At 66.2% G+C, this 17,496-nt stretch carries 16 protein-coding genes; 3 read left to right on the top strand and 13 right to left on the bottom strand.

Features of this window, described 5'->3' with window-relative positions:
- Positions 1-28: 28 nt before the first annotated feature.
- Entirely contained in the window at positions 29-757 is a 729-nt protein-coding gene (locus tag J2805_RS15820; RefSeq protein WP_309977863.1) for a VIT1/CCC1 transporter family protein, read from the top strand.
- 41 nt (positions 758-798) lie between these two features.
- On the top strand, positions 799-1,851 hold the full coding sequence (locus J2805_RS15815; RefSeq protein ID WP_309977861.1) for an aminoglycoside phosphotransferase family protein: 1,053 nt from the start codon (positions 799-801) through the stop codon (positions 1,849-1,851).
- Here J2805_RS15815 and J2805_RS15810 read toward each other — a convergent pair.
- From J2805_RS15810 to dxr, 11 genes are all read right to left on the bottom strand, one after another.
- Positions 1,848-3,257: a pyridoxal phosphate-dependent decarboxylase family protein gene (locus tag J2805_RS15810; protein ID WP_309977858.1), complete on the bottom strand. Its 1,410-nt coding sequence runs from the start codon at positions 3,255-3,257 to the stop codon at positions 1,848-1,850. The genes J2805_RS15815 and J2805_RS15810 overlap by 4 nt on opposite strands.
- Before the next feature lie 73 nt (positions 3,258-3,330).
- Positions 3,331-4,125: a sulfite exporter TauE/SafE family protein gene (locus tag J2805_RS15805; RefSeq protein ID WP_309977857.1), complete on the bottom strand. Its 795-nt coding sequence runs from the start codon at positions 4,123-4,125 to the stop codon at positions 3,331-3,333.
- An 18-nt stretch (positions 4,126-4,143) separates the two neighbouring features.
- A complete protein-coding gene (locus J2805_RS15800; protein WP_309977854.1) occupies positions 4,144-5,955 on the bottom strand; it encodes a proline--tRNA ligase in 1,812 nt (603 codons plus the stop codon).
- 430 nt (positions 5,956-6,385) lie between these two features.
- Entirely contained in the window at positions 6,386-7,138 is a 753-nt protein-coding gene (locus J2805_RS15795) for a hypothetical protein (protein WP_309977852.1), read from the bottom strand.
- Positions 7,139-7,175: 37 nt separating this feature from the next.
- Positions 7,176-8,063 carry a GNAT family N-acetyltransferase gene (locus tag J2805_RS15790; RefSeq protein ID WP_309978038.1) on the bottom strand — a complete coding sequence of 296 codons (888 nt, stop codon included), beginning with the start codon at positions 8,061-8,063 and terminating at the stop codon, positions 7,176-7,178.
- Complete coding sequence (ispG, locus tag J2805_RS15785) at positions 8,026-9,192, bottom strand: flavodoxin-dependent (E)-4-hydroxy-3-methylbut-2-enyl-diphosphate synthase (RefSeq protein WP_028272164.1); 1,167 nt, start codon at positions 9,190-9,192, stop codon at positions 8,026-8,028. The genes J2805_RS15790 and ispG overlap by 38 nt, the downstream gene beginning before the upstream one ends.
- 49 nt (positions 9,193-9,241) lie before the next feature.
- Positions 9,242-9,535, bottom strand: a complete 294-nt coding sequence (locus tag J2805_RS15780; RefSeq protein ID WP_307049775.1) for a YciI family protein — start codon at positions 9,533-9,535, stop codon at positions 9,242-9,244.
- Between the two features lie 42 nt (positions 9,536-9,577).
- Positions 9,578-10,096 (bottom strand): hypothetical protein, encoded by a 519-nt coding sequence (locus J2805_RS15775; protein ID WP_309977847.1) that lies wholly within the window; start codon positions 10,094-10,096, stop codon positions 9,578-9,580.
- Complete coding sequence (locus J2805_RS15770) at positions 10,093-10,767, bottom strand: MarR family transcriptional regulator (protein ID WP_309977845.1); 675 nt, start codon at positions 10,765-10,767, stop codon at positions 10,093-10,095. The genes J2805_RS15775 and J2805_RS15770 overlap by 4 nt, the downstream gene beginning before the upstream one ends.
- A 105-nt stretch (positions 10,768-10,872) precedes the next feature.
- Positions 10,873-12,204, bottom strand: coding sequence for a M50 family metallopeptidase (locus J2805_RS15765; RefSeq protein WP_309977844.1), 1,332 nt, complete (start codon positions 12,202-12,204; stop codon positions 10,873-10,875).
- Between the two features lie 18 nt (positions 12,205-12,222).
- Complete coding sequence (gene dxr / locus J2805_RS15760; RefSeq protein ID WP_309977842.1) at positions 12,223-13,407, bottom strand: 1-deoxy-D-xylulose-5-phosphate reductoisomerase; 1,185 nt, start codon at positions 13,405-13,407, stop codon at positions 12,223-12,225.
- A gap of 92 nt (positions 13,408-13,499) precedes the next feature.
- On the opposite strand from dxr, the gene J2805_RS15755 reads away from it, so the two are divergent.
- Complete coding sequence (locus J2805_RS15755; RefSeq protein WP_309978036.1) at positions 13,500-14,996, top strand: lipase maturation factor family protein; 1,497 nt, start codon at positions 13,500-13,502, stop codon at positions 14,994-14,996.
- Between the two features lie 70 nt (positions 14,997-15,066).
- Here J2805_RS15755 and J2805_RS15750 read toward each other — a convergent pair whose 3' ends face one another.
- Together J2805_RS15750 and J2805_RS15745 are read right to left on the bottom strand one after the other, a co-directional pair.
- Entirely contained in the window at positions 15,067-15,753 is a 687-nt protein-coding gene (locus J2805_RS15750; RefSeq protein WP_309977841.1) for a response regulator, read from the bottom strand.
- A complete protein-coding gene (locus tag J2805_RS15745) occupies positions 15,750-17,357 on the bottom strand; it encodes a sensor histidine kinase (protein WP_309978035.1) in 1,608 nt (535 codons plus the stop codon). Before J2805_RS15745 ends, J2805_RS15750 begins: the two co-directional genes overlap by 4 nt.
- Between the last annotated feature and the right edge of the window lie 139 nt (positions 17,358-17,496).

Raw genomic sequence — 17,496 nt, 5'->3', positions numbered from 1 at the left:
CCCCGGGCCCCGGTGGTTTGCTGTAGTCATGGACACCGTCGGAGCACCCGGGCTGCATCAGAACGAGCCGCATGGCAATGACATCGCGCACCGGCTGAACTGGCTGCGCGCCGGCGTACTTGGCGCCAATGACGGAATCGTCTCCGTTGCCGCGATCGTGGTGGGCGTGGCCGGTGCCACCACCCAGACCGGCCCGATCCTCATCGCGGGTGCGGCCGGAGTGGTGGGCGGCGCAATTTCCATGGCGCTGGGTGAATACGTTTCCGTCAGCAGCCAAAGCGACAGCCAAAAAGCGCTGATAGAAAAGGAACGCCGCGAGCTTGAAGAAGAGCCCGAAGAGGAGCTCGCCGAGCTAACCGCCATCTACCAAAGCAAGGGCCTGAGCCAGGACACTGCCCAGGCGGTGGCCAGGGAGCTCACCGCACACGACGCCCTGTCCGCCCATCTGGCGGCTGAACTCAACATCGACCAGGAAGACATAGTCAGTCCCTGGCATGCCGCCATCGCCTCGGCAATCGCCTTCGTCGCGGGTGCCGTACTGCCCATGCTGGCCATCCTCCTGCCGCCCGAGAATATTCGGGTCCCGCTGACGTTCGCCGCCGTGCTGGTGGCACTCGCCGCGACGGGGTCGGTGGGCGCCTGGATCGGCGGCAGCTCCAAGGCAAAGGCGGCAGTGCGGGTGGTGATCGGCGGTGCGCTGGCACTTGCTGCCACATTCGCCATTGGCAGCCTCCTGGGCGCCACAGGCGTCGTCTGATTTCCGCACCGTAAGGCCCTCCCTCAACTACGCTGGAGTCAATGAGCACCCCAGCAGAAGTCCCGATTCCGCCCGACCTTAGCCGTCGCTACAGCGGCAGCAGCGCCGGACGTGCCTGGCTTGCTTCCCTGCAAGGGCTGATCTGCGGACGCCTGGAGCGATGGGAACTTGAGGTGGACCTCGAACCTGGCCGGCTGCCGTGGAACGGCCACGGCGGCGTGGTCATCCCGGTGCTGACACGGGACGGCGTGCCTGCTGCACTGAAGGTCGCCTATCCCCACGACGAAGCCCGGGTTGAACGTTTCGCCCTCCGGCTCTGGGACGGCCACGGGGCGGTGCGGCTCCTGGAGTCCGATGCCGGTACGTGTTCCATGCTGCTGGAGCGGCTCGACGCCGGCCGCTCGCTTCAGGACGTTCCGCTGGAAACGGCCGTGGAGGTCTGGGGCGGACTGACCCGGCAGTTAAGCCTGGCCCCGGACCACCGACCGGAATGGCGCGAGTTCGACCACGTGGCGGCTAGGGCCGAACAGTGGAGCGATGACCTTCCGGCAGACTGGGAGCAACTGGGCAGGCCGTTTCCGCGGTGGCTGCTGGAGGCCGCTTTGGAAGTCTGCCAGACGCGCGGAGCGGTGGGCCGCCGAGCCGGGACCGACGTGCTTGTCAACACCGACTTCCACTACCTGAATATCCTGGCCCGGCCCTACGACCAGTCCCTGCCGTCGGTCAACGGACGGACCAACGGTTTTGCCGCCATCGATCCCCAGCCAATGATTGGCGAGGCCGAGTTCACGGTGGCCCCGTTGCTGTGGAACCGCATCCGGGACCTGCCCCGGACCAATCCCGGGCAGGGACTGCTCGACAGGTGCCGGGACTTCAGCGCAGCGGCAGGACTGGATGCCGAAGTCGCCCGGCAGTGGAGCCTTGCCCGCGAAGTTGAAAACGCCCTCTCCTACGCCTCGCGGCCGCACCACGGCGGCGATCTGGCCCGGTCCCTGTGGGTGGCAAGCACGCTCGCCGGACGCACCCTCGAGGGGCTTCCCGCGGCGCACGACCTCCCCGCGCCCGGCGAAGCGGCCGGACGGGCCGCGTCCTAGCCGCGGACGGCTGCCAGGGCCGTCCGCACCGCGGCGACCGCTGCCTCGACGTCGCCGTCATCCGTGGTCCAGTTGCTCACCGAAATCCGCAGGACATCCCGTCCCTGCCAGCGGGAACCTGACATCCACACCAGCCCGTCCGCGATGATCCGTGCCGTCACCGCCCGCGTCGTGGCGTCGTCTCCGAAGGCCAGCGAGACCTGCGTGTAGCCGACGTCGTTGAGCACTTCGGCGCCGTCCAGCCCCGACAACTGTTGGGCCAACTGCGACGCGCGGCTGACCAGGTTGCGCACCTGGGCGGCCACTCCGTTCCGGCCGAGCGACTTCAGCGCCGCCCACACGGGAACGCCGCGGGCCCGGCGGGACAGCTCCGGGACAAGCTGGAACGGGTCCGCCGCCTGAGCTGCATCCCGGATCATGTAGCTGGGGTTGACGCTCATCGCGGCCTGGAGGGCTTCGGCGTCGCGCAGGGCAACGATGCCGCAGTCGTAGGGCACATTGAGGGTCTTGTGCGCATCGGTGGCCCACGAGTCAGCCAGGTCCAGCCCGGCAGTCAGGCCGGCAAGCTCAGGGACCGCGGCTGCCCATAGTCCGAAAGCACCATCGACATGCACCCAGGCCCCGTGCGCTTTCGCGACGGTGATCGCCTGCTGGAACGGATCGAAGGCTCCGGAATGCACGTTGCCGGCCTGCAGGCAGACCAGCAGCGGGGCCGGGGACCCACTGGCTGCGCCCAGGGTACGGTCCAGGGCGCAGTCCAGTTCCGCCGCATCGATGCGGCCCTGGCGGTCGGAGGGCACCACAATAGGTTTTCCCAGGCCCAGGTACCGCAGGGCGAGATCGATCGAGTCGTGGCGTTCCTGGCCCACCAAACAGCGGATTGCCGGTGCGCCGGTCAGCCCGTCGCTGTTCACGTCCCAGCCGGCTTTCTCCAGGATGCGCCAGCGTGCGGCCGACAGCCCGGCGAAGTTGGCCATGGTCGCTCCGGTGACGAAACCGACGTCGGCCGCCTCCGGTAAACCCAGCAGGTCAAGGAACCATTGGCCGGCCGCTGCCTCGATCGCCGCGGTGGCGGGCGTGGCAGCGCGGAGGAAGGAATTCTGGTCCCAGGCGCTGACCAGCCAGTCTGCCGCCATTGCGGCGGGCAGGGTACCGCCGATGACCCAGCCGAAGAAACGCCCCGAGGGCATGGCCATGAGCCCGGGTTCCGCATTGGCGGCGAGATAGTCGATCACGTCGCTCGCAGGAAGGCCGTCGTCGGGCATCGGTCCGCCGAAGACGGCTTCCAGCTCCCCCGCTGTTGTTCGGGGCCCGACGTGACGGGTCGGCTGGCTTTCCAGCCATTCACGGGCATGCCGTGTTGCTGCGTCCAAGGCGTCCCGGAAGGGTTCGTCCCCTTTTGACATAGGAGCATGCTACGCCGGGTCCCGCCCGGCCGGGAGGGCCTTTCGCCTGGATTCCGGGCCGGATCAACGGAGGCTAGGCGAAGGTGTCCTGCCAGATGTCGTAGCCCAGCTTGATGATCAGTGCGCCCACGACAGCGAGGAAGACATTGCGGATAAAGGTGCTGCCCTGCTTCACCGCAGTTCTCGCCCCGAGGTAGCCGCCGGCCATGTTGGCCAGCCCCAGCACGAGCCCCACGCCCCAGAGCAGGGAGCCGTGCGGCAGGAAGAAAATCAGGGCGCCGGCATTGGTGGCCATGTTGACGATCTTTGCCTTGGCGCTGGCTTCCAGGAACGCGTACCCCATTGCGGACACCAGGGCGATGATCAGGAAGGAGCCCGTTCCGGGTCCGATCAGGCCGTCGTAGAAACCGATGGCCGCGCCGATGAGGCAGGCCACCACGTAGTGGGTCCGGCCGTCGTGACGCAGGGCGGTCAGGTCGCCAATGTTGGGCTTGAAGGCCGTGAAGAGCGCGACGGCGACCAGCGCCGCCACGATGATGGGTTTGAAGACGCTGGCAGGCAGAGTGGCAGCGAGCACGGCACCGCCGAAGCTCCCGGCCAGCGCAATGACAGCCATCGGGATGGCCGTCCGCAGGTCAGGCCTGACCCGGCGGTAAAACGTCACAGCGCTGGTGGTGGTCCCGAAGATGGACCCGAGCTTGTTGGTGGCAAGCGCCTGGACCGGGCTGATGCCCGGCACCAGCAACAGGGCAGGGAGCTGGATGAGCCCTCCGCCGCCTACCACGGCGTCAATCCAGCCTGCGGCGAAGCCCGCCACGATGATGAGGATCAGCGTGGCAGGCTCCAGCGATTCGAATCCCGAGATCACTCCTTCGGCCGTGCGGAGTTACTTGCTGCGGACGGCGTTGACCACGTAGTCAACCGCCTTGTCCACAGCCACGTTCTCGGCCTCGCCGCTGCGGCGGTCCTTGATTTCCACGACGCCGTCCACGAGCCCCTTGCCAACGGCGAGGATGGTCGGCACGCCGATGAGCTCGGCGTCGCCGAACTTCACGCCGGGGGAAACCTTGGGACGGTCGTCGTAAATGACTTCAAGGCCATTGGCTTCGAGCTCCAGGGCGAGCTGCTCGGCAGCGGCGAAGATCTCCTCGCCCCTACCTACGGCCACGACGTGGACATCAGCCGGGGCCACGGCCCGCGGCCAGACCAGGCCCTTGGCGTCATGGTTGGATTCGGCCAGGGCCGCCACGGCGCGGGTCACGCCAACGCCGTAGGAACCCATGGTGACCACAACCTGCTTGCCGTTCTGGTCCAGGACCTTCAGTTCAAGTGCTTCGGCGTACTTACGGCCGAGCTGGAAGATATGGCCCATCTCGATGCCGCGCTTGGTCTCCAGCGGACCGGAACCGTCCGGCGCTTCGTCGCCGGCGCGGACCTCGGTGCACTCGATCACGCCGTCCCAGCCGAAGTCGCGGCCGGCGACGAGGCCGAAGACGTGCTTCCCGGCCATGTTGGCGCCGGTCACCCAGGCGGTGCCGCTGACGACGCGGGGATCCACCAGGTACAGGAGCTTCGCGGCGCCTTCCAGGCCAAGGAGTGGGGTGCCAAGCGACATCCCCGGGCCAAGGTACCCGCGGACAATGAGCGGGTTGCGGGCCAGGTCTTCCTCGCCCGCGGCTTCCACGGTGATCTCGCCGGCGACCGGCAGGTACGTGCCGATGTTGGCTTCAACACGCTTCAGGTCCACGCCGCGGTCACCGGGCACGCCGATGACGACGATCTGGCGTTCCCCGGTGGGCAGGGTGACGGCGAGGACAACGTTCTTAAGCGTGTCCGCGGCAGTCCAGGCGCCGCCGTCGTTCTCCGCGCGCGGAACCAGCTGGTTGGCGGCGTCCACGAGGGTTTCGATGGTGGGAGTGTTCGGGGTGTCTCGGATTTCGGCGGCCGGAGCGTTGGTGAAGTCGATCTCGGCGGGGACCACGGTGGTGACCGCTTCAACGTTCGCCGCGTAGCCGCCGGCCGAGCGCACGAAGGTGTCCTCGCCGATCTCGGTGGGGTGCAGGAACTCCTCGCTCCTGGAGCCGCCCATGGCACCGGCGGTGGCGGCCACGGGAACAACTTCGAGGCCGAGGCGTTCGAAAATCTTCAGGTAGGCGGCGCGGTGCGCGTTGTAGCTGGCGTCCAGGCCGGCGTCGTCGACGTCGAACGAGTAGGAGTCCTTCATGATGAACTCGCGGCCGCGCAGCAGGCCGGCGCGGGGCCGCGCCTCGTCCCGGTACTTGTTCTGGATCTGGTAGATGCTCAGCGGAAGGTCCTTGTACGACGAGTACAGGTCCTTGACCAGGAGCGTGAACATTTCCTCATGCGTGGGAGCCAGCAGGTAGTCCCCGCCCTTGCGGTCCTTGAGCCGGAAGATGCCCTCGCCGTATTCCGTCCAGCGGTTGGTGGCCTCGTAGGGCTCCTTGGGGAGGAGAGCCGGGAAGTGGACTTCCTGGGCCCCGATGGCTGTCATTTCCTCGCGAATGACCCGTTCCACCTTGCGCAGGACGCTCAGGCCCAGCGGCAGCCAGGTGTAGATGCCCGGCGCAGCCCTGCGGATGTATCCGGCACGGACCAGGAGCCGGTGGCTCGCCACCTCGGCGTCGGCGGGATCTTCACGCAGGGTGCGCAGGAACAGCTTGGAAAGTCGAAGGACCACGGGTAGGAATCCGTTTCTTGGGAGGTGCCTGTTCGGATGACGGGCTGGGGGCAAATTCGTCTGGGTACTAATCTACCGTGGTGCGGCGAGTGCCCGGTCCCCCACAACCGGCACGGCGGCCCTCCTGTGCCGGTTAACGGAGAAGAGCCACGCCAGAACCGTAGGAAGCCCCTGGCCGTCTCCGGCTGGTCATCCTGTTTTGGCGTGGCTCTTACGGCCCGTCGGACCGTTAAGTCCGGAGGAGGCGCCGGGCGTGCCTGCTGGGAAGGTCAACGCTCAGTGCCAACTGCTGATTCCCCTCTGAGACCGCACCCACCCCATCGGCGCGGCTACGAAGAACCTATGTGATCCACGGCACCATTACAAGAGTCGTCACACAGTTTTCTGCAGTTGACTTGCGCCCTTCCGCAGCCTCTCAGGACGCGTCCCGCTAGTCGATGAGGGCGGCGGCCTGGTCCAGGAGTGCCACCGCTGAGGCGAGGTTGGCTGAGGTCACGCCCGTTCCTGATGCCTGCGCGGAGATCAGGACTCCGCCCTTGACAGCGAAAGTCATCACGGTGCTTTGGGTGCCTCCCGTGGGCAGCGTGACGTCCGTTTGCATGGCGATCGCGCCGGGCGTGTCAGACCCGCTGTCAAGCTCTTTGGTGGTCGCTGTCATGGACACTCCCCTGATGTTCATGCTGAGGTTGGCACAGTCCGCAATCTCTTTACTGCGCACGGAAAGCGTCTCTTCCAGTTTTTCCTTGTCAACGCCGGACAGGAGGGAGAGCGTTTGGCTCAGTTCGGCGTTGGAGGACGTGGACGCGCCAACGGCCATGGTGGTGTTGCTGTCCGGCTTCAGCGCCGTGCCGGTGGCGATGGAATTGCACTCGGCGGGTTCCACCTGCACTTCGGTCATGATGGACATCATCTGGTCCAGCGCCTGTGAGACTTTGTCGGCAGGCATGACAGCCAAAGCGACGTTGTCCGCATCCTTCACTGCGCCCGCGATCTCACCGAGTTCCTCGGAGGTGAGCATTTTGAAGGCGTCTTCCGTGGGCGTGGGGGCCGGACTCGCCGTGGCGGGTGTTTGGGATGCCGTTCCGCCCTCTGCGCCCGCCGGGTTTGCGGTACCGCCGCAAGCGGTCAGAGCCAGCACCAGCAGGGCAGAGCCCCCGAAATAGCGCACAACAGACGTATTCATTTGTCCCCCAAAGTTCTAGCTGGCCGGTACCGGCCAGCTAGAACAGAACTGTAGCGAACGTCCCCACCTGGTGGAACCCCACGCGTTCGTAAGTTGCCCTTGCACGCGCGTTGTAGTCGTTGACATACAGGCTGGTGACGGGCGCGAGCTGCTGGGCCAGCTCGACGACGGCGGCCATGTAGCCGGCGCTGAGTCCGAGTCCGCGGAAGGAGGGGTTCATCCAGACGCCCTGTACCTGGGTCACGTCGGGTGTGACGGCACCCAGCTCGGCCTTGAACATGACCTGGCCGTCCGCATTGAGGTGGACCAGGGAGTGGCCCTGCCTGATGAGTCCTTCCACGCGCCTGCTGTAGAACTCGCGGCCGCCAAGGAACGGCGAATAGCCGACTTCCTCTTCGAACATAGCGGCGCAGGCAGGCAGGATCCGGTCGAAATCGGCCAGCTGGCCGAGGCCCAGATCCGTGTTGGCCTTGACGGCGGGTGGCCCGGTGATGGTCATCAGCGGCTGGTCCGCTCGGACCTCATGGGCTGACTGCCCAAGCTGCTCCAATTGTTCATACATGGCCAGGACCGTGTCTGCGGGCCCGAAAATGGATGCGAAGCGCCGGCCGGAGCGGTGAGCGTGCTCGGACACAAGGCCGGCGAGTTCCGGGTCCAGCTGGACAGGCACGAGGTTGGCCCCCGCCCAACACGCACCCACCAGGGCGTCACCGTCGAACACGCCAAAGATACTGGCCCCGCCCACCGTGGGCGCAGCGCTTCCCGTCGCGGCCAGGTGCGACAGGATGAAGACGTTGGCCACAACGTCGGTCCGGGCCAGTTCCCGCAACATGGCGGTGTCCGGCCCGGACAGGACCCGGATTGATATGCCGGGTCCTGCATTCTCCTTACGAGACGCTAACCACGGGGCTACCCTTGACAGCATCTTCGCCATCGGCCTCCCCCATCTCTTCAGCGATACGCATGGCCTCTTCGATCAGTGTCTCAACAATTTCGCTCTCGGGGACAGTCTTGATGACCTCGCCCTTCACAAAAATTTGTCCCTTGCCGTTGCCGGACGCCACGCCCAGGTCCGCTTCACGCGCTTCACCGGGGCCGTTGACGACGCAGCCCATGACGGCAACGCGCAGCGGGATCTCCATGCCCTCCAGACCCGCCGTGACCTGCTCGGCCAGGGTATAGACGTCCACCTGGGCGCGCCCGCACGACGGGCAGGAGACGATTTCAAGCTTGCGCGGACGCAGGTTCAGCGACTGCAGGATCTGGTTGCCCACCTTGATTTCCTCGACGGGCGGAGCCGAGAGGGACACGCGGATGGTATCGCCAATCCCCCTGGAGAGGAGCGCACCAAACGCCGTGGCGGACTTGATGGTGCCCTGGAAAGCCGGTCCGGCCTCGGTGACGCCCAGGTGCAGGGGCCAGTCACCCTGCTCGGCCAGCATCTCGTAGGCGGCGACCATGATCACGGGGTCGTTGTGCTTGACGGAGATCTTGAAGTCGTGGAAGCCGTGTTCCTCGAACAGCGAGGCTTCCCACACCGCGGACTCCACCAGGGCTTCCGGGGTTGCCTTGCCGTACTTCTTCAGGATCCCGGGCTCCAGGGATCCTGCGTTGACGCCGATCCGGATGGACGTGCCGTGGTCCTTGGCGGCCCGGGCAATCTCCTTGACCTGGTCATCGAACTTACGGATGTTGCCGGGGTTTACGCGGACGGCGGCACACCCCGCTTCGATGGCGGCGAAGACATACTTGGGCTGGAAATGGATGTCTGCAATGACGGGGATCTGCGATTTCCGCGCGATGATCGGCAGCGCCTCGGCGTCGTCCGCGGAAGGGCAGGCCACCCGCACGATGTCACAGCCTGACGCCGTCAGCTCAGCAATTTGCTGCAGCGTGGCGTTGATGTCCGTGGTGGGCGTGGTGGTCATCGACTGCACGCTGATGGGCGAATCTGAGCCGACCCCCACCGATCCCACCTTGATCTGACGGGTTTTCCTGCGCGGGGCGAGGACGGGAGGCGGTGCTGACGGCATTCCCAGGCTGACCGAGGTCACGTGGACTCCTATTTATATCGAAGTATCGATGGTGTGTTGTTCCGGCTGCCTAGGCGGCGTGCTCGGCCAGGAGGCCGGTCACCGGGGCCCATTCCGTGGTGCGCGTGCCTGCGATTACGCTGGCCGCGGCGAAGGGATCCTGCTTTAGGATTCCGTTCAGTGCGTTTTCGTCAGCGGCCTTGAAGATGAGCAGTGCGCCGGCTCCGTCCCCGTAGGGTCCGCTGGCGAGGAGAGCACCTTCACTGGCCAGCCGGGCGGTCCATTCCCGGTGTGCCGGGCGGGCGGCGTTCCGTGCTTCGGTGGACTCGGCGGCGTATACGTACTCAACAGCAAAAACAGTCATACGGATACCCTATCGCCATGCCCGCCCCAGTTTGTATCCGGTTCAGCTCAGGAAGAGGATCTTGACAAGGGCCGCAACCCCTGCGGCCCACAACATGGAGGCCAAGGTGCCGATGATGAACCTTTCCGCGGCAACGGGAGTCTCCTTCAGTTCGGCGAAGCGCCCAAGTCCCTTGATAGCCACCACATAAGCGATGGCCACGGGCTGGCCGGTCAGGATGGCCAGGCACACTGCCAGCCGTTCCAGGACGCCGATGATGGCACCGCCGCGCAGAATCCGCGTGGATACCTTGTCCGCCGCGTCCTTGTCCGCGGCCTTCCTGTCCGCCGCCTCCTTGTCCACCGTGACGTCGGCGGAGGGGTCGTCCGCCGATTCCTCGGCAGCCCGGTCGGCTGCTGCCTTGTCGGCTGCTGCCTTGTCTTCTGCGGCCTTGTCTTCGGCTGCCTTGGCCGCATCCGCCTTGTCGTCGATGGTCCGCGCCAGCCGGAATACCAGGGCGGTGACGGGCCAGCCGGCGAAGCCTGCAGTCAGGAGGGCGAGCGTAATCCAGAGAGCGTTCACGTTTGTCCTTCCAGGACTGCGTCATGGGCCAGGGCCAGGAGCATGCCGGCGGCCGGCCTCGCCGCCCATTCTTCCTGCCAGCCGGACCTGAGCACGGCGCGGCTCACCGACTGCTCCGTGATTCCCAGTTTTGCGGCGGCAAGCTTCTGCGTGCCATGCCTGGCTGCCGCGTCCTGCTGCAGCCTGCGAAGGGTGTCCACGACTTTCCATTGAGCCTCCGTGCGGTCCTGCACCAGCCGGCCGATGAGGCGGAGGACCGCCTCGGCGTTCGCGCAGGCCCGGATGCCGGGTTCGGCCGCCGGCGGGGCAGCACTTCCGCGGCGCAGGCCGCCGGAGACCACGGACAGCGGCACGTGGGCGGCAGCAGCCTTGGCTTTCTCGACTGCCAGCCGGGCAGCGACGAACGCCGGTCCGGACCCTTCCCGCGGACTGGCAGGCAGGGGCAGGTCAACGGCACCCACCCCGATTCCCACATACCACTGGCCGCTGCGCAGGGAGTGGAGTGCGATTTCCACTGCTTCCTCGGGCTGATCCACCACACCTTGGACCTCGTCCCCGACGGAGCGTTCAAAGCGGCCCCCGGTTGGGATCCCCTCCAGTTCAGCCAAGAAGCCGGGCACCCGGTCCCTGTCTCCCGTGCTGCCCCGCTGGTCGATCGTGAGTACGTACATGCAGCAAACATAATCGACTGATTATCTAATATCAATCATTTTCGGCTGATTTAAAAAAATCAGTCGATAACGACTGACTAGAACGGCTAATCCGTCAGGAGCTGATTATCCGAAGAGATTGACGGGCTTGACGATGTCCGCGTAGATCAGGAGCGCGCTCATGCCCATCAGCAGCGCGGCCACAACGTAGGTCACCGGCAGGAGCTTGGCGATGTCGAACGCTCCGGGGTCGGGCCTGCCGAACAGCTTGGCCACCCGCCGTCGGACGCCTTCGTAGAGCGCGCCGGCCACGTGGCCGCCGTCCAGCGGCAACAGCGGGACCAGGTTGAAGACGGCCAGCGCGAAGTTCAGGCCGGCCAGCAGCCCCACCAGCGCCGCGAGCCGGGACTGCAGCGGGACCTCCTCCATGGCGGCAACTTCGCCGGCCACGCGGCCCACGCCAACGACGCTGATGGGTCCGTTGGGATCGCGGGGCTCTTCGCTGAAGGCCGCCTTGGCCACGCCCACCACCCGCGCGGGAAGGTTCAGGACGACGCCGGCCACCTGCTGGATGTTCTCCCCCGCCATGGGAAGAACGGACGACGCCGGCTGGGGGACCAGCGTCGTCTGTGCGCCGATCCCCAGGAAGCCGACTTCCTGGTACTGGAGTGTTCCGTTGGAATCAGTGGCCTGCCGGCCGTCGGCGCCGATGACCGGCCGTGCCGAAAGGACCGGAGTCACAGTGGTGGTTACCGGGGAGCCGTTCCGTTCCACGGTGATGCTGACCTCCCGGCCGGCAGATGCACGGATCCAGCCGGTGAGCTCGCCCCAGTCAGTGACGGCCTTGCCGTCGAAGGTGGTGATGGTGTCGTTGGGCCTGAGCTGGGCTTTGGCCGCGGGGGTGAGTTTGCAGTCAGCGGAATCCGGATCCACGGTCTCGCCGGCCTTGACCTGGCATTTGGAGACGTCCGCAATGGTGGTGGTGGGTGTGCTGATCCCGAAACCCATCAGCAGCACGGCTGTCAGCGCCACCCCGATAAGCAGGTTCATGGCGGGACCGCCAAGCATCACGATGATCTTCTTCCACACCGGAAGCCGGTAGAAGACGCGCTTCCCGTCGGCGGGCCCTACTTCCTCGTGGGCCATGGAACGTGCCTCGGTGGCGAGGGTCTGGAACATACCGGTACTGGAAGGACGCACCGATCCGTCGTCCTTGTTCGGCGGGTACATGCCGATCATGGACACGTAGCCGCCCAGCGGGATGGCCTTGACCCCGTACTCGGTCTCGCCCTTGCGCTTCGACCACAGCGTGGGGCCGAAGCCGATCATGTACTTGGTGACCCGCACCTTGAACAGCTTGGCCGGAACCAGGTGGCCCACTTCATGCAGCGCGATGGAGACCGCGATGCCGATCGCCACAAAGACGACACCGAGGATGAAGAGAAAGACGGGACTCATGCTTAGATTTACTGCTTCCTAGAGACTGCTCACTGCTAAACGTTCGTGGGTGCGCGCTCGTGCCCACGTCTCAGCATCCAGCACGGACTCAACTGTCAGCCCGGAAGATCCTGGGTGTTCGCTGAGCACCGCTTCGATAGTATCCACAATGTCCGTGAACCGGATCCGGCCGGAGTGGAAGGCCATGACCGCCTCTTCATTGGCAGCGTTGAACACAGCCGGATAGGTGTTCCCCTGTTTGGCAGCATCCTTGGCGAGCGCGACGGCGGGAAACGCCCCGGCGTCGAGCGGTTCGAACGTCCAGCTTGTTGCCTGGGTCCAATCACAGGGCGTCGCTGCCTTCGGCACACGGTCAGGCCATCCCAGCCCGAGGGCGATGGGCAGGCGCATGTCCGGCGGCGAGGCCTGGGCGATGATGGAGCCGTCCACGAACTGGACCATGGAATGCACAACTGACTGCGGGTGGACCACTACGTCGATGCGGTCCAGCGGGATGTCGAACAGCAGGTGCGCCTCGATCACTTCCAGGCCCTTGTTCACCAGGCTGGCGGAGTTGGTGGTGACCATCAGGCCCATGTCCCACGTGGGGTGGGCCAGGGCATCCTGCGGAGAAACGTTGTGGAGCTCCTCGCGTGTCCTGCCGCGGAAGGGTCCGCCGGAGGCCGTCAGGATGAGCCGGTCCACCTCGGCGGCGGACCCGGACCGCAGGCACTGGGCGATGGCCGAGTGCTCGGAGTCCACCGGGACGATCTGGCCGTCCCGCGCGGCAGCCTTCACGAGGGCGCCGCCCACGATCAGGGATTCCTTGTTGGCCAGCGCCAGCGTGGCGCCTGATTTCAGGGCCGCCAAGGTGGGTGCGAGCCCGATGGAGCCGGTAATGCCGTTGAGCACCACGTCCGCTTCGATCTCCGCAATCCTCGTCGAGGCCTCCGGGCCGGTGATGATCTCGGGGCGGTACCCCGTCATGCCGGCCGCCCTGGCGGCTTCGTCGATCAGTTCCTGCAGGGCGGACGCGTCGCCGCTGGCGGTGCCCACGGCCTTCGCCTTCGTGTGCACGGCCTGCCGGGCGAGGAGTTCCAGGTTGCCGCCGCCGGCGCTCAGCGCCACCACCTCGAAAAGGTGCGGGGCGCCGTCGACGACGTCAATCGCCTGGGTGCCGATGGAACCGGTGGATCCGAGAAGAACGATTCTGCGTGACTGCATCCGTTAAGTATCCCGCACGAGACGGGGCCGACGGCGGATCGCTGCGGGCGCAGTGCATTGACGCCGTAGGCGGCAGGCGTAACGTGAAGAACGTGGAGTGGACCGCATGGTTCGACGCGCCGGAGTATGAGTTCGCCCGGCAGGTGCTGCAGCGCGGCATTGCCACGATCTTCTTCGTGGCGTTCCTCTCCTGCCTGAACCAGTTCCCGGCGCTGCTCGGCGAGCGCGGCCTGCTCCCGGTCCCCGACTATTTGGACAGCTTCAGGAGGCGCCGGCGGCCCAGCCTGTTCCTGTGGCGCTACTCGGACGGCCTGCTGCGGCTGGTCTGCTGGAGCGGCATGGCGATTGCAGCCACGCTCATCGCGGGACTCCCGCAGCTGGGGCCGCCTTGGCTGCCGATGATCGCGTTCCTCTCCCTGTGGCTGCTGTATATGTCAATCGTGAACGTGGGCCAGACATTCTACGGTTTCGGCTGGGAAATGCTGTTGCTTGAGGCCGGGTTCATCGTGGCCTTCCTGGGTTCGGACCAGACTCCCCCGCCCCGGACCATCCTGATCCTGCTGGCGTGGCTGCTGTTCCGGCTTGAGTTCGGAGCCGGAATGATCAAGATCCGCGGAGGCAGCGAGTGGCGCGATTTGACCGCCCTGTACTACCACCACGAGACCCAGCCGATGCCCGGTCCGTTGAGCCGCCAGGCGCACTTGCTGCCCAAGCCGGTGCACCGGATGGAGGTCCTGGGCAACCACTTCGCGCAACTGGTGGTGCCGTTCTTCCTCTTCGCCCCGCAACCGCTGGCCAGCATGGCCGCGGGCATCGTCATCTTCACCCAGCTGTGGCTCGTGGCAAGCGGGAACTTTGCCTGGCTCAACTGGATGGCCATCCTGCTGGCCTTCGCAGCCGTCAGCGATCCGGTGGCCCATGCGGTCCTGCCCGTTATCCCGCTGGACTGGCACGGGTCCGGGTCCGGCGCGGGCGCCCGCTTAGGCGGCGCCGATGCGGGCGCCGCCGGTTCGCAGGCCCCGGTGTGGTGGCTCGCCGTCGTGCTCGCCGTGACGCTGCTCCTGCTGGTGCTCAGCTACTGGCCTGTCCGGAACCTCCTCCAGCACCGGCAGCTCATGAATGCCAGCTTCAACCGCTGGCAGCTGGGCAACACCTACGGGGCATTCGGCACGGTGACCAAAATGCGGATTGAGATCGTGGTGGAAGGGACCCTCGACGCCGAGCCCGACGACGATTCCGACTGGCAGGAGTACGGTTTCCGGGGCAAGCCCGGCGACGTCCGCAGGCTGCCGCGCCAGTGGGCTCCGTATCATCTCCGGCTGGACTGGCTCATGTGGTTCCTGCCCCTGCGCACAGTGCACGAGGAATGGTTCTACGCTTTCCTGGCCAAGCTCCTGGAAGCTGACGATGCGGTGCTGCGGCTCCTGCGCAAGGACCCGTTCGACGGCGCCCGTCCCCACTGGGTGCGCGTGAACAGCTACCTCTACCGCTTCGCGAGCCGGGCGGAGTACCGCGAAACAGGCCAGCGCTGGATCCGGACCCTGCTGTACGAAGCCATCCCGCCGCTGTCCCTCCCGCCGGGGCGCTGACACGTCAGGGGCTGACTGCCTTGTGCTGACGGCTCTTTGCTGACGGCGGTGTCCTGACAGCGGGGTGTTCTTACACAGGCTTCAGCGCGTAACGGCGCTCGGGACGGCCTGCGCCGTACTTGAGCCGCACTTCCACCCTGGACTCGTCGTGCAGGTATTCGAGGTACCGGCGGGCGCTGACCCGAGACGTACCCAGCAGGTCGGCGACCTCAGCCGCCGACAGGTCCGCGTCGGCGGAGTTGAGAACGTCCACCACGAGCTTGAGCGTTTCCGGGCTGCAGCCTTTGGGGAGGCGGGGTTCGGCCCGCTCGGCGCTTTCGGCGGGTTCCAGTCCGAAGACCCTGTTGACGTCCGCCTGCTCTGCAACGTCCTTGGCGAGGTCCAGGCCCTGGTAAGCGCTTCGGTAGTGCTCCAGGCGTTCCTGCAGGTCCTTTTGCGAAAACGGCTTGATCAGGTAGTGGACAATCCCGCCACGCAGCGCACGGCGGACGGTCTCCACTTCGCGGGCGGCGCTGATCACCAGCACGTCCAGTTCCGGCGCTGCTTCCCGCAGTTTGGTCATCAGGTCAAGACCGTTGATATCGGGCAGGTGGATGTCCAGCAGGACCAGGTCAGGCTGCAGCCGGGAGGTTTCCGCCATGGCCTGGGCTCCGGTGTGCGCAACGCCCACGACGGCGAATCCCGGCGTGCGCCGGATAAAGCCGGCATGGACTTTGGCCACCATGAAGTCGTCGTCGACTATCAGGACGTTGATCACGGCCTGGCCACCTTTCCTTGGGCTGGCGTCCGTTTCAGGGCCGCCCTTTTCAATCGTGCGGTAAAGACCGCACCGCCGTCATTGGCCACAGAAAGCTCGCCGCCGCTCCGCCGGCAAACAATGCGCGAGAGCGCCAGGCCAAAGCCCCTGCCGCCCGCCGGTCCCGGCTGTTTTGTGGTGAAGCCCTGTCGGAAGATTTCTTCGGTGGCCGAAGTGTCAATGCCTGGCCCGGTGTCCCGGACAGTGACCACCACTTCCTCCGGGCTGTCCTCGACAAGGACCCGCACAGACGCCTCTGCAGCGCCGGTGACGGCGTCGAGGGCATTGTCCACGAGGTTTCCCACCACGGTGGTCAGGTCCCGGGAGAGTTCGTCGTCCACCCGCTCCAGCGCAGACTCCGGGTCAAGCTGAAGGGTGACTCCGCGTTCAGTCGCGAGGCTGGACTTGGCGATCAGCAGGGCAGCCAGCGCCGGGTCCTGGATGCGGCTGGTCACCTCATCGTTGAGCCGGGTCCTGTCAAGGGTGGCGCCATTAACAAACTGCACCACGGAATCGTACTCGCCGATCTGGATAAGGCCGGATATGACGTGCAACTGGTTGGCGAACTCGTGGGCCTGCGCGCGCAGGGTATCCGTGGCGGTCCGGGTAGCGCCCAGTTCCCGCTCCAGGGAGGAGAGCTCTGTCCGGTCGCGCAGGGTGGTAATGGAACCGATGTCGCGGCCGCGTGAACGAAGGGACACACGGTTCAGCACCACCAGCCGCTCACCCACCAGCACAAGCTGGTCCGGACCGGGCTGCTCCCGGGTCAGGACGGCCTTCAGCGCCGGGTCCACGGGCAGGACCGCAAGGACCTTGCCCACACAGTCCGCCGGCAGGCCCAGCAGTTCACGGGCACTGTCATTGGCCACGGTGATGCGCTCGTGCGGATCGAGGGCCACCACACCTTCCTTCAGGCCGTGCAGCATGGCTTCCCGGTTCTCCACGAGCCCGGTGATTTCGTTGGGTTCCATGCCGAGTGTCTGCCGCTTAACGCGCCGGGCCAGGAGCAGCGAGCCTGCCACGCCCAGCACGCTGGCCACTCCGAGGTAGGTGAGCAGGTTGGGGACGGCATCCCCCAAACGCTCCCACGTGGACGGGTAGTTCCGGCTGATGGAGGCGATGCCAATCATTATTCCGGCGTCGTCCAGGACCGGGACGTGGGCGGACAGTACAGGGGCGGCATTGCCGTCCACCACTCCGGTCCAGGACCGTCCCTCCATCACGCGGCTCTGGCCAAGTTCCAACGGCCTGCCCAGCAGTCCGGGGTCCGAGGAGGCCACAACCGTACGGTCCAATCTGGCAATGGCCACCTGCGCGGATCCGGAGACAGTCCGAACCGACTCCGCGACGGCGGGAAGGGCAGAGCCGCTGTGCGGCTCGGCCGACGGCAGCAGGGCGCGGACCGTGGGATTATTGCCCAGCGCTTCCGCGGCCGACAGGGCGCGGCTGCCTTCGATCCGCTCAAAGGCCGCGGCTGACTGCGCGAGGGAGATGGCGACGACGGCAACGAGGACGGCCAGGACAATCAACAGCTGCAGGACCAGGTATTGCCCGGCGAGGGACATTCCTCTTCGTCGAGTCACGTGCCGACTTTCCTATTTTCTGGGTGCCAGTTCTTTCTTAAGTGCCAGCTCTGCCGGCTTCGTAAAACGAACGCCGCCGGTGTGGGCCCGCGAGGCTCCCGATCCGCCGCGGTGGGGTGAA

The sequence above is a fragment of the Arthrobacter oryzae genome (assembly GCF_031454875.1).
GTDB classification, from domain to species: domain Bacteria; phylum Actinomycetota; class Actinomycetes; order Actinomycetales; family Micrococcaceae; genus Arthrobacter; species Arthrobacter oryzae_D.
This window is presented reverse-complemented; position numbering and strand designations above follow the sequence as displayed.

Bases quoted from the DNA above. Each gene is read 5' to 3' on its own strand.
- J2805_RS15815 (WP_309977861.1), top strand. From the start codon at position 799: ATGAGCACCCCAGCAGAAGTCCCGATTCCGCCCGACCTTAGCCGTCGC.
- J2805_RS15765 (WP_309977844.1), bottom strand. From the start codon at position 12,204: ATGAGTCCCGTCTTTCTCTTCATCCTCGGTGTCGTCTTTGTGGCGATC.
- J2805_RS15790 (WP_309978038.1), bottom strand. From the start codon at position 8,063: ATGCTGTCAAGGGTAGCCCCGTGGTTAGCGTCTCGTAAGGAGAATGCA.
- J2805_RS15810 (WP_309977858.1), bottom strand. From the start codon at position 3,257: ATGTCAAAAGGGGACGAACCCTTCCGGGACGCCTTGGACGCAGCAACA.
- J2805_RS15770 (WP_309977845.1), bottom strand. From the start codon at position 10,767: ATGTACGTACTCACGATCGACCAGCGGGGCAGCACGGGAGACAGGGAC.
- J2805_RS15780 (WP_307049775.1), bottom strand. From the start codon at position 9,535: ATGACTGTTTTTGCTGTTGAGTACGTATACGCCGCCGAGTCCACCGAA.
- J2805_RS15745 (WP_309978035.1), bottom strand. From the start codon at position 17,357: ATGTCCCTCGCCGGGCAATACCTGGTCCTGCAGCTGTTGATTGTCCTG.
- J2805_RS15795 (WP_309977852.1), bottom strand. From the start codon at position 7,138: ATGAATACGTCTGTTGTGCGCTATTTCGGGGGCTCTGCCCTGCTGGTG.
- dxr (WP_309977842.1), bottom strand. From the start codon at position 13,407: ATGCAGTCACGCAGAATCGTTCTTCTCGGATCCACCGGTTCCATCGGC.
- J2805_RS15820 (WP_309977863.1), top strand. From the start codon at position 29: ATGGACACCGTCGGAGCACCCGGGCTGCATCAGAACGAGCCGCATGGC.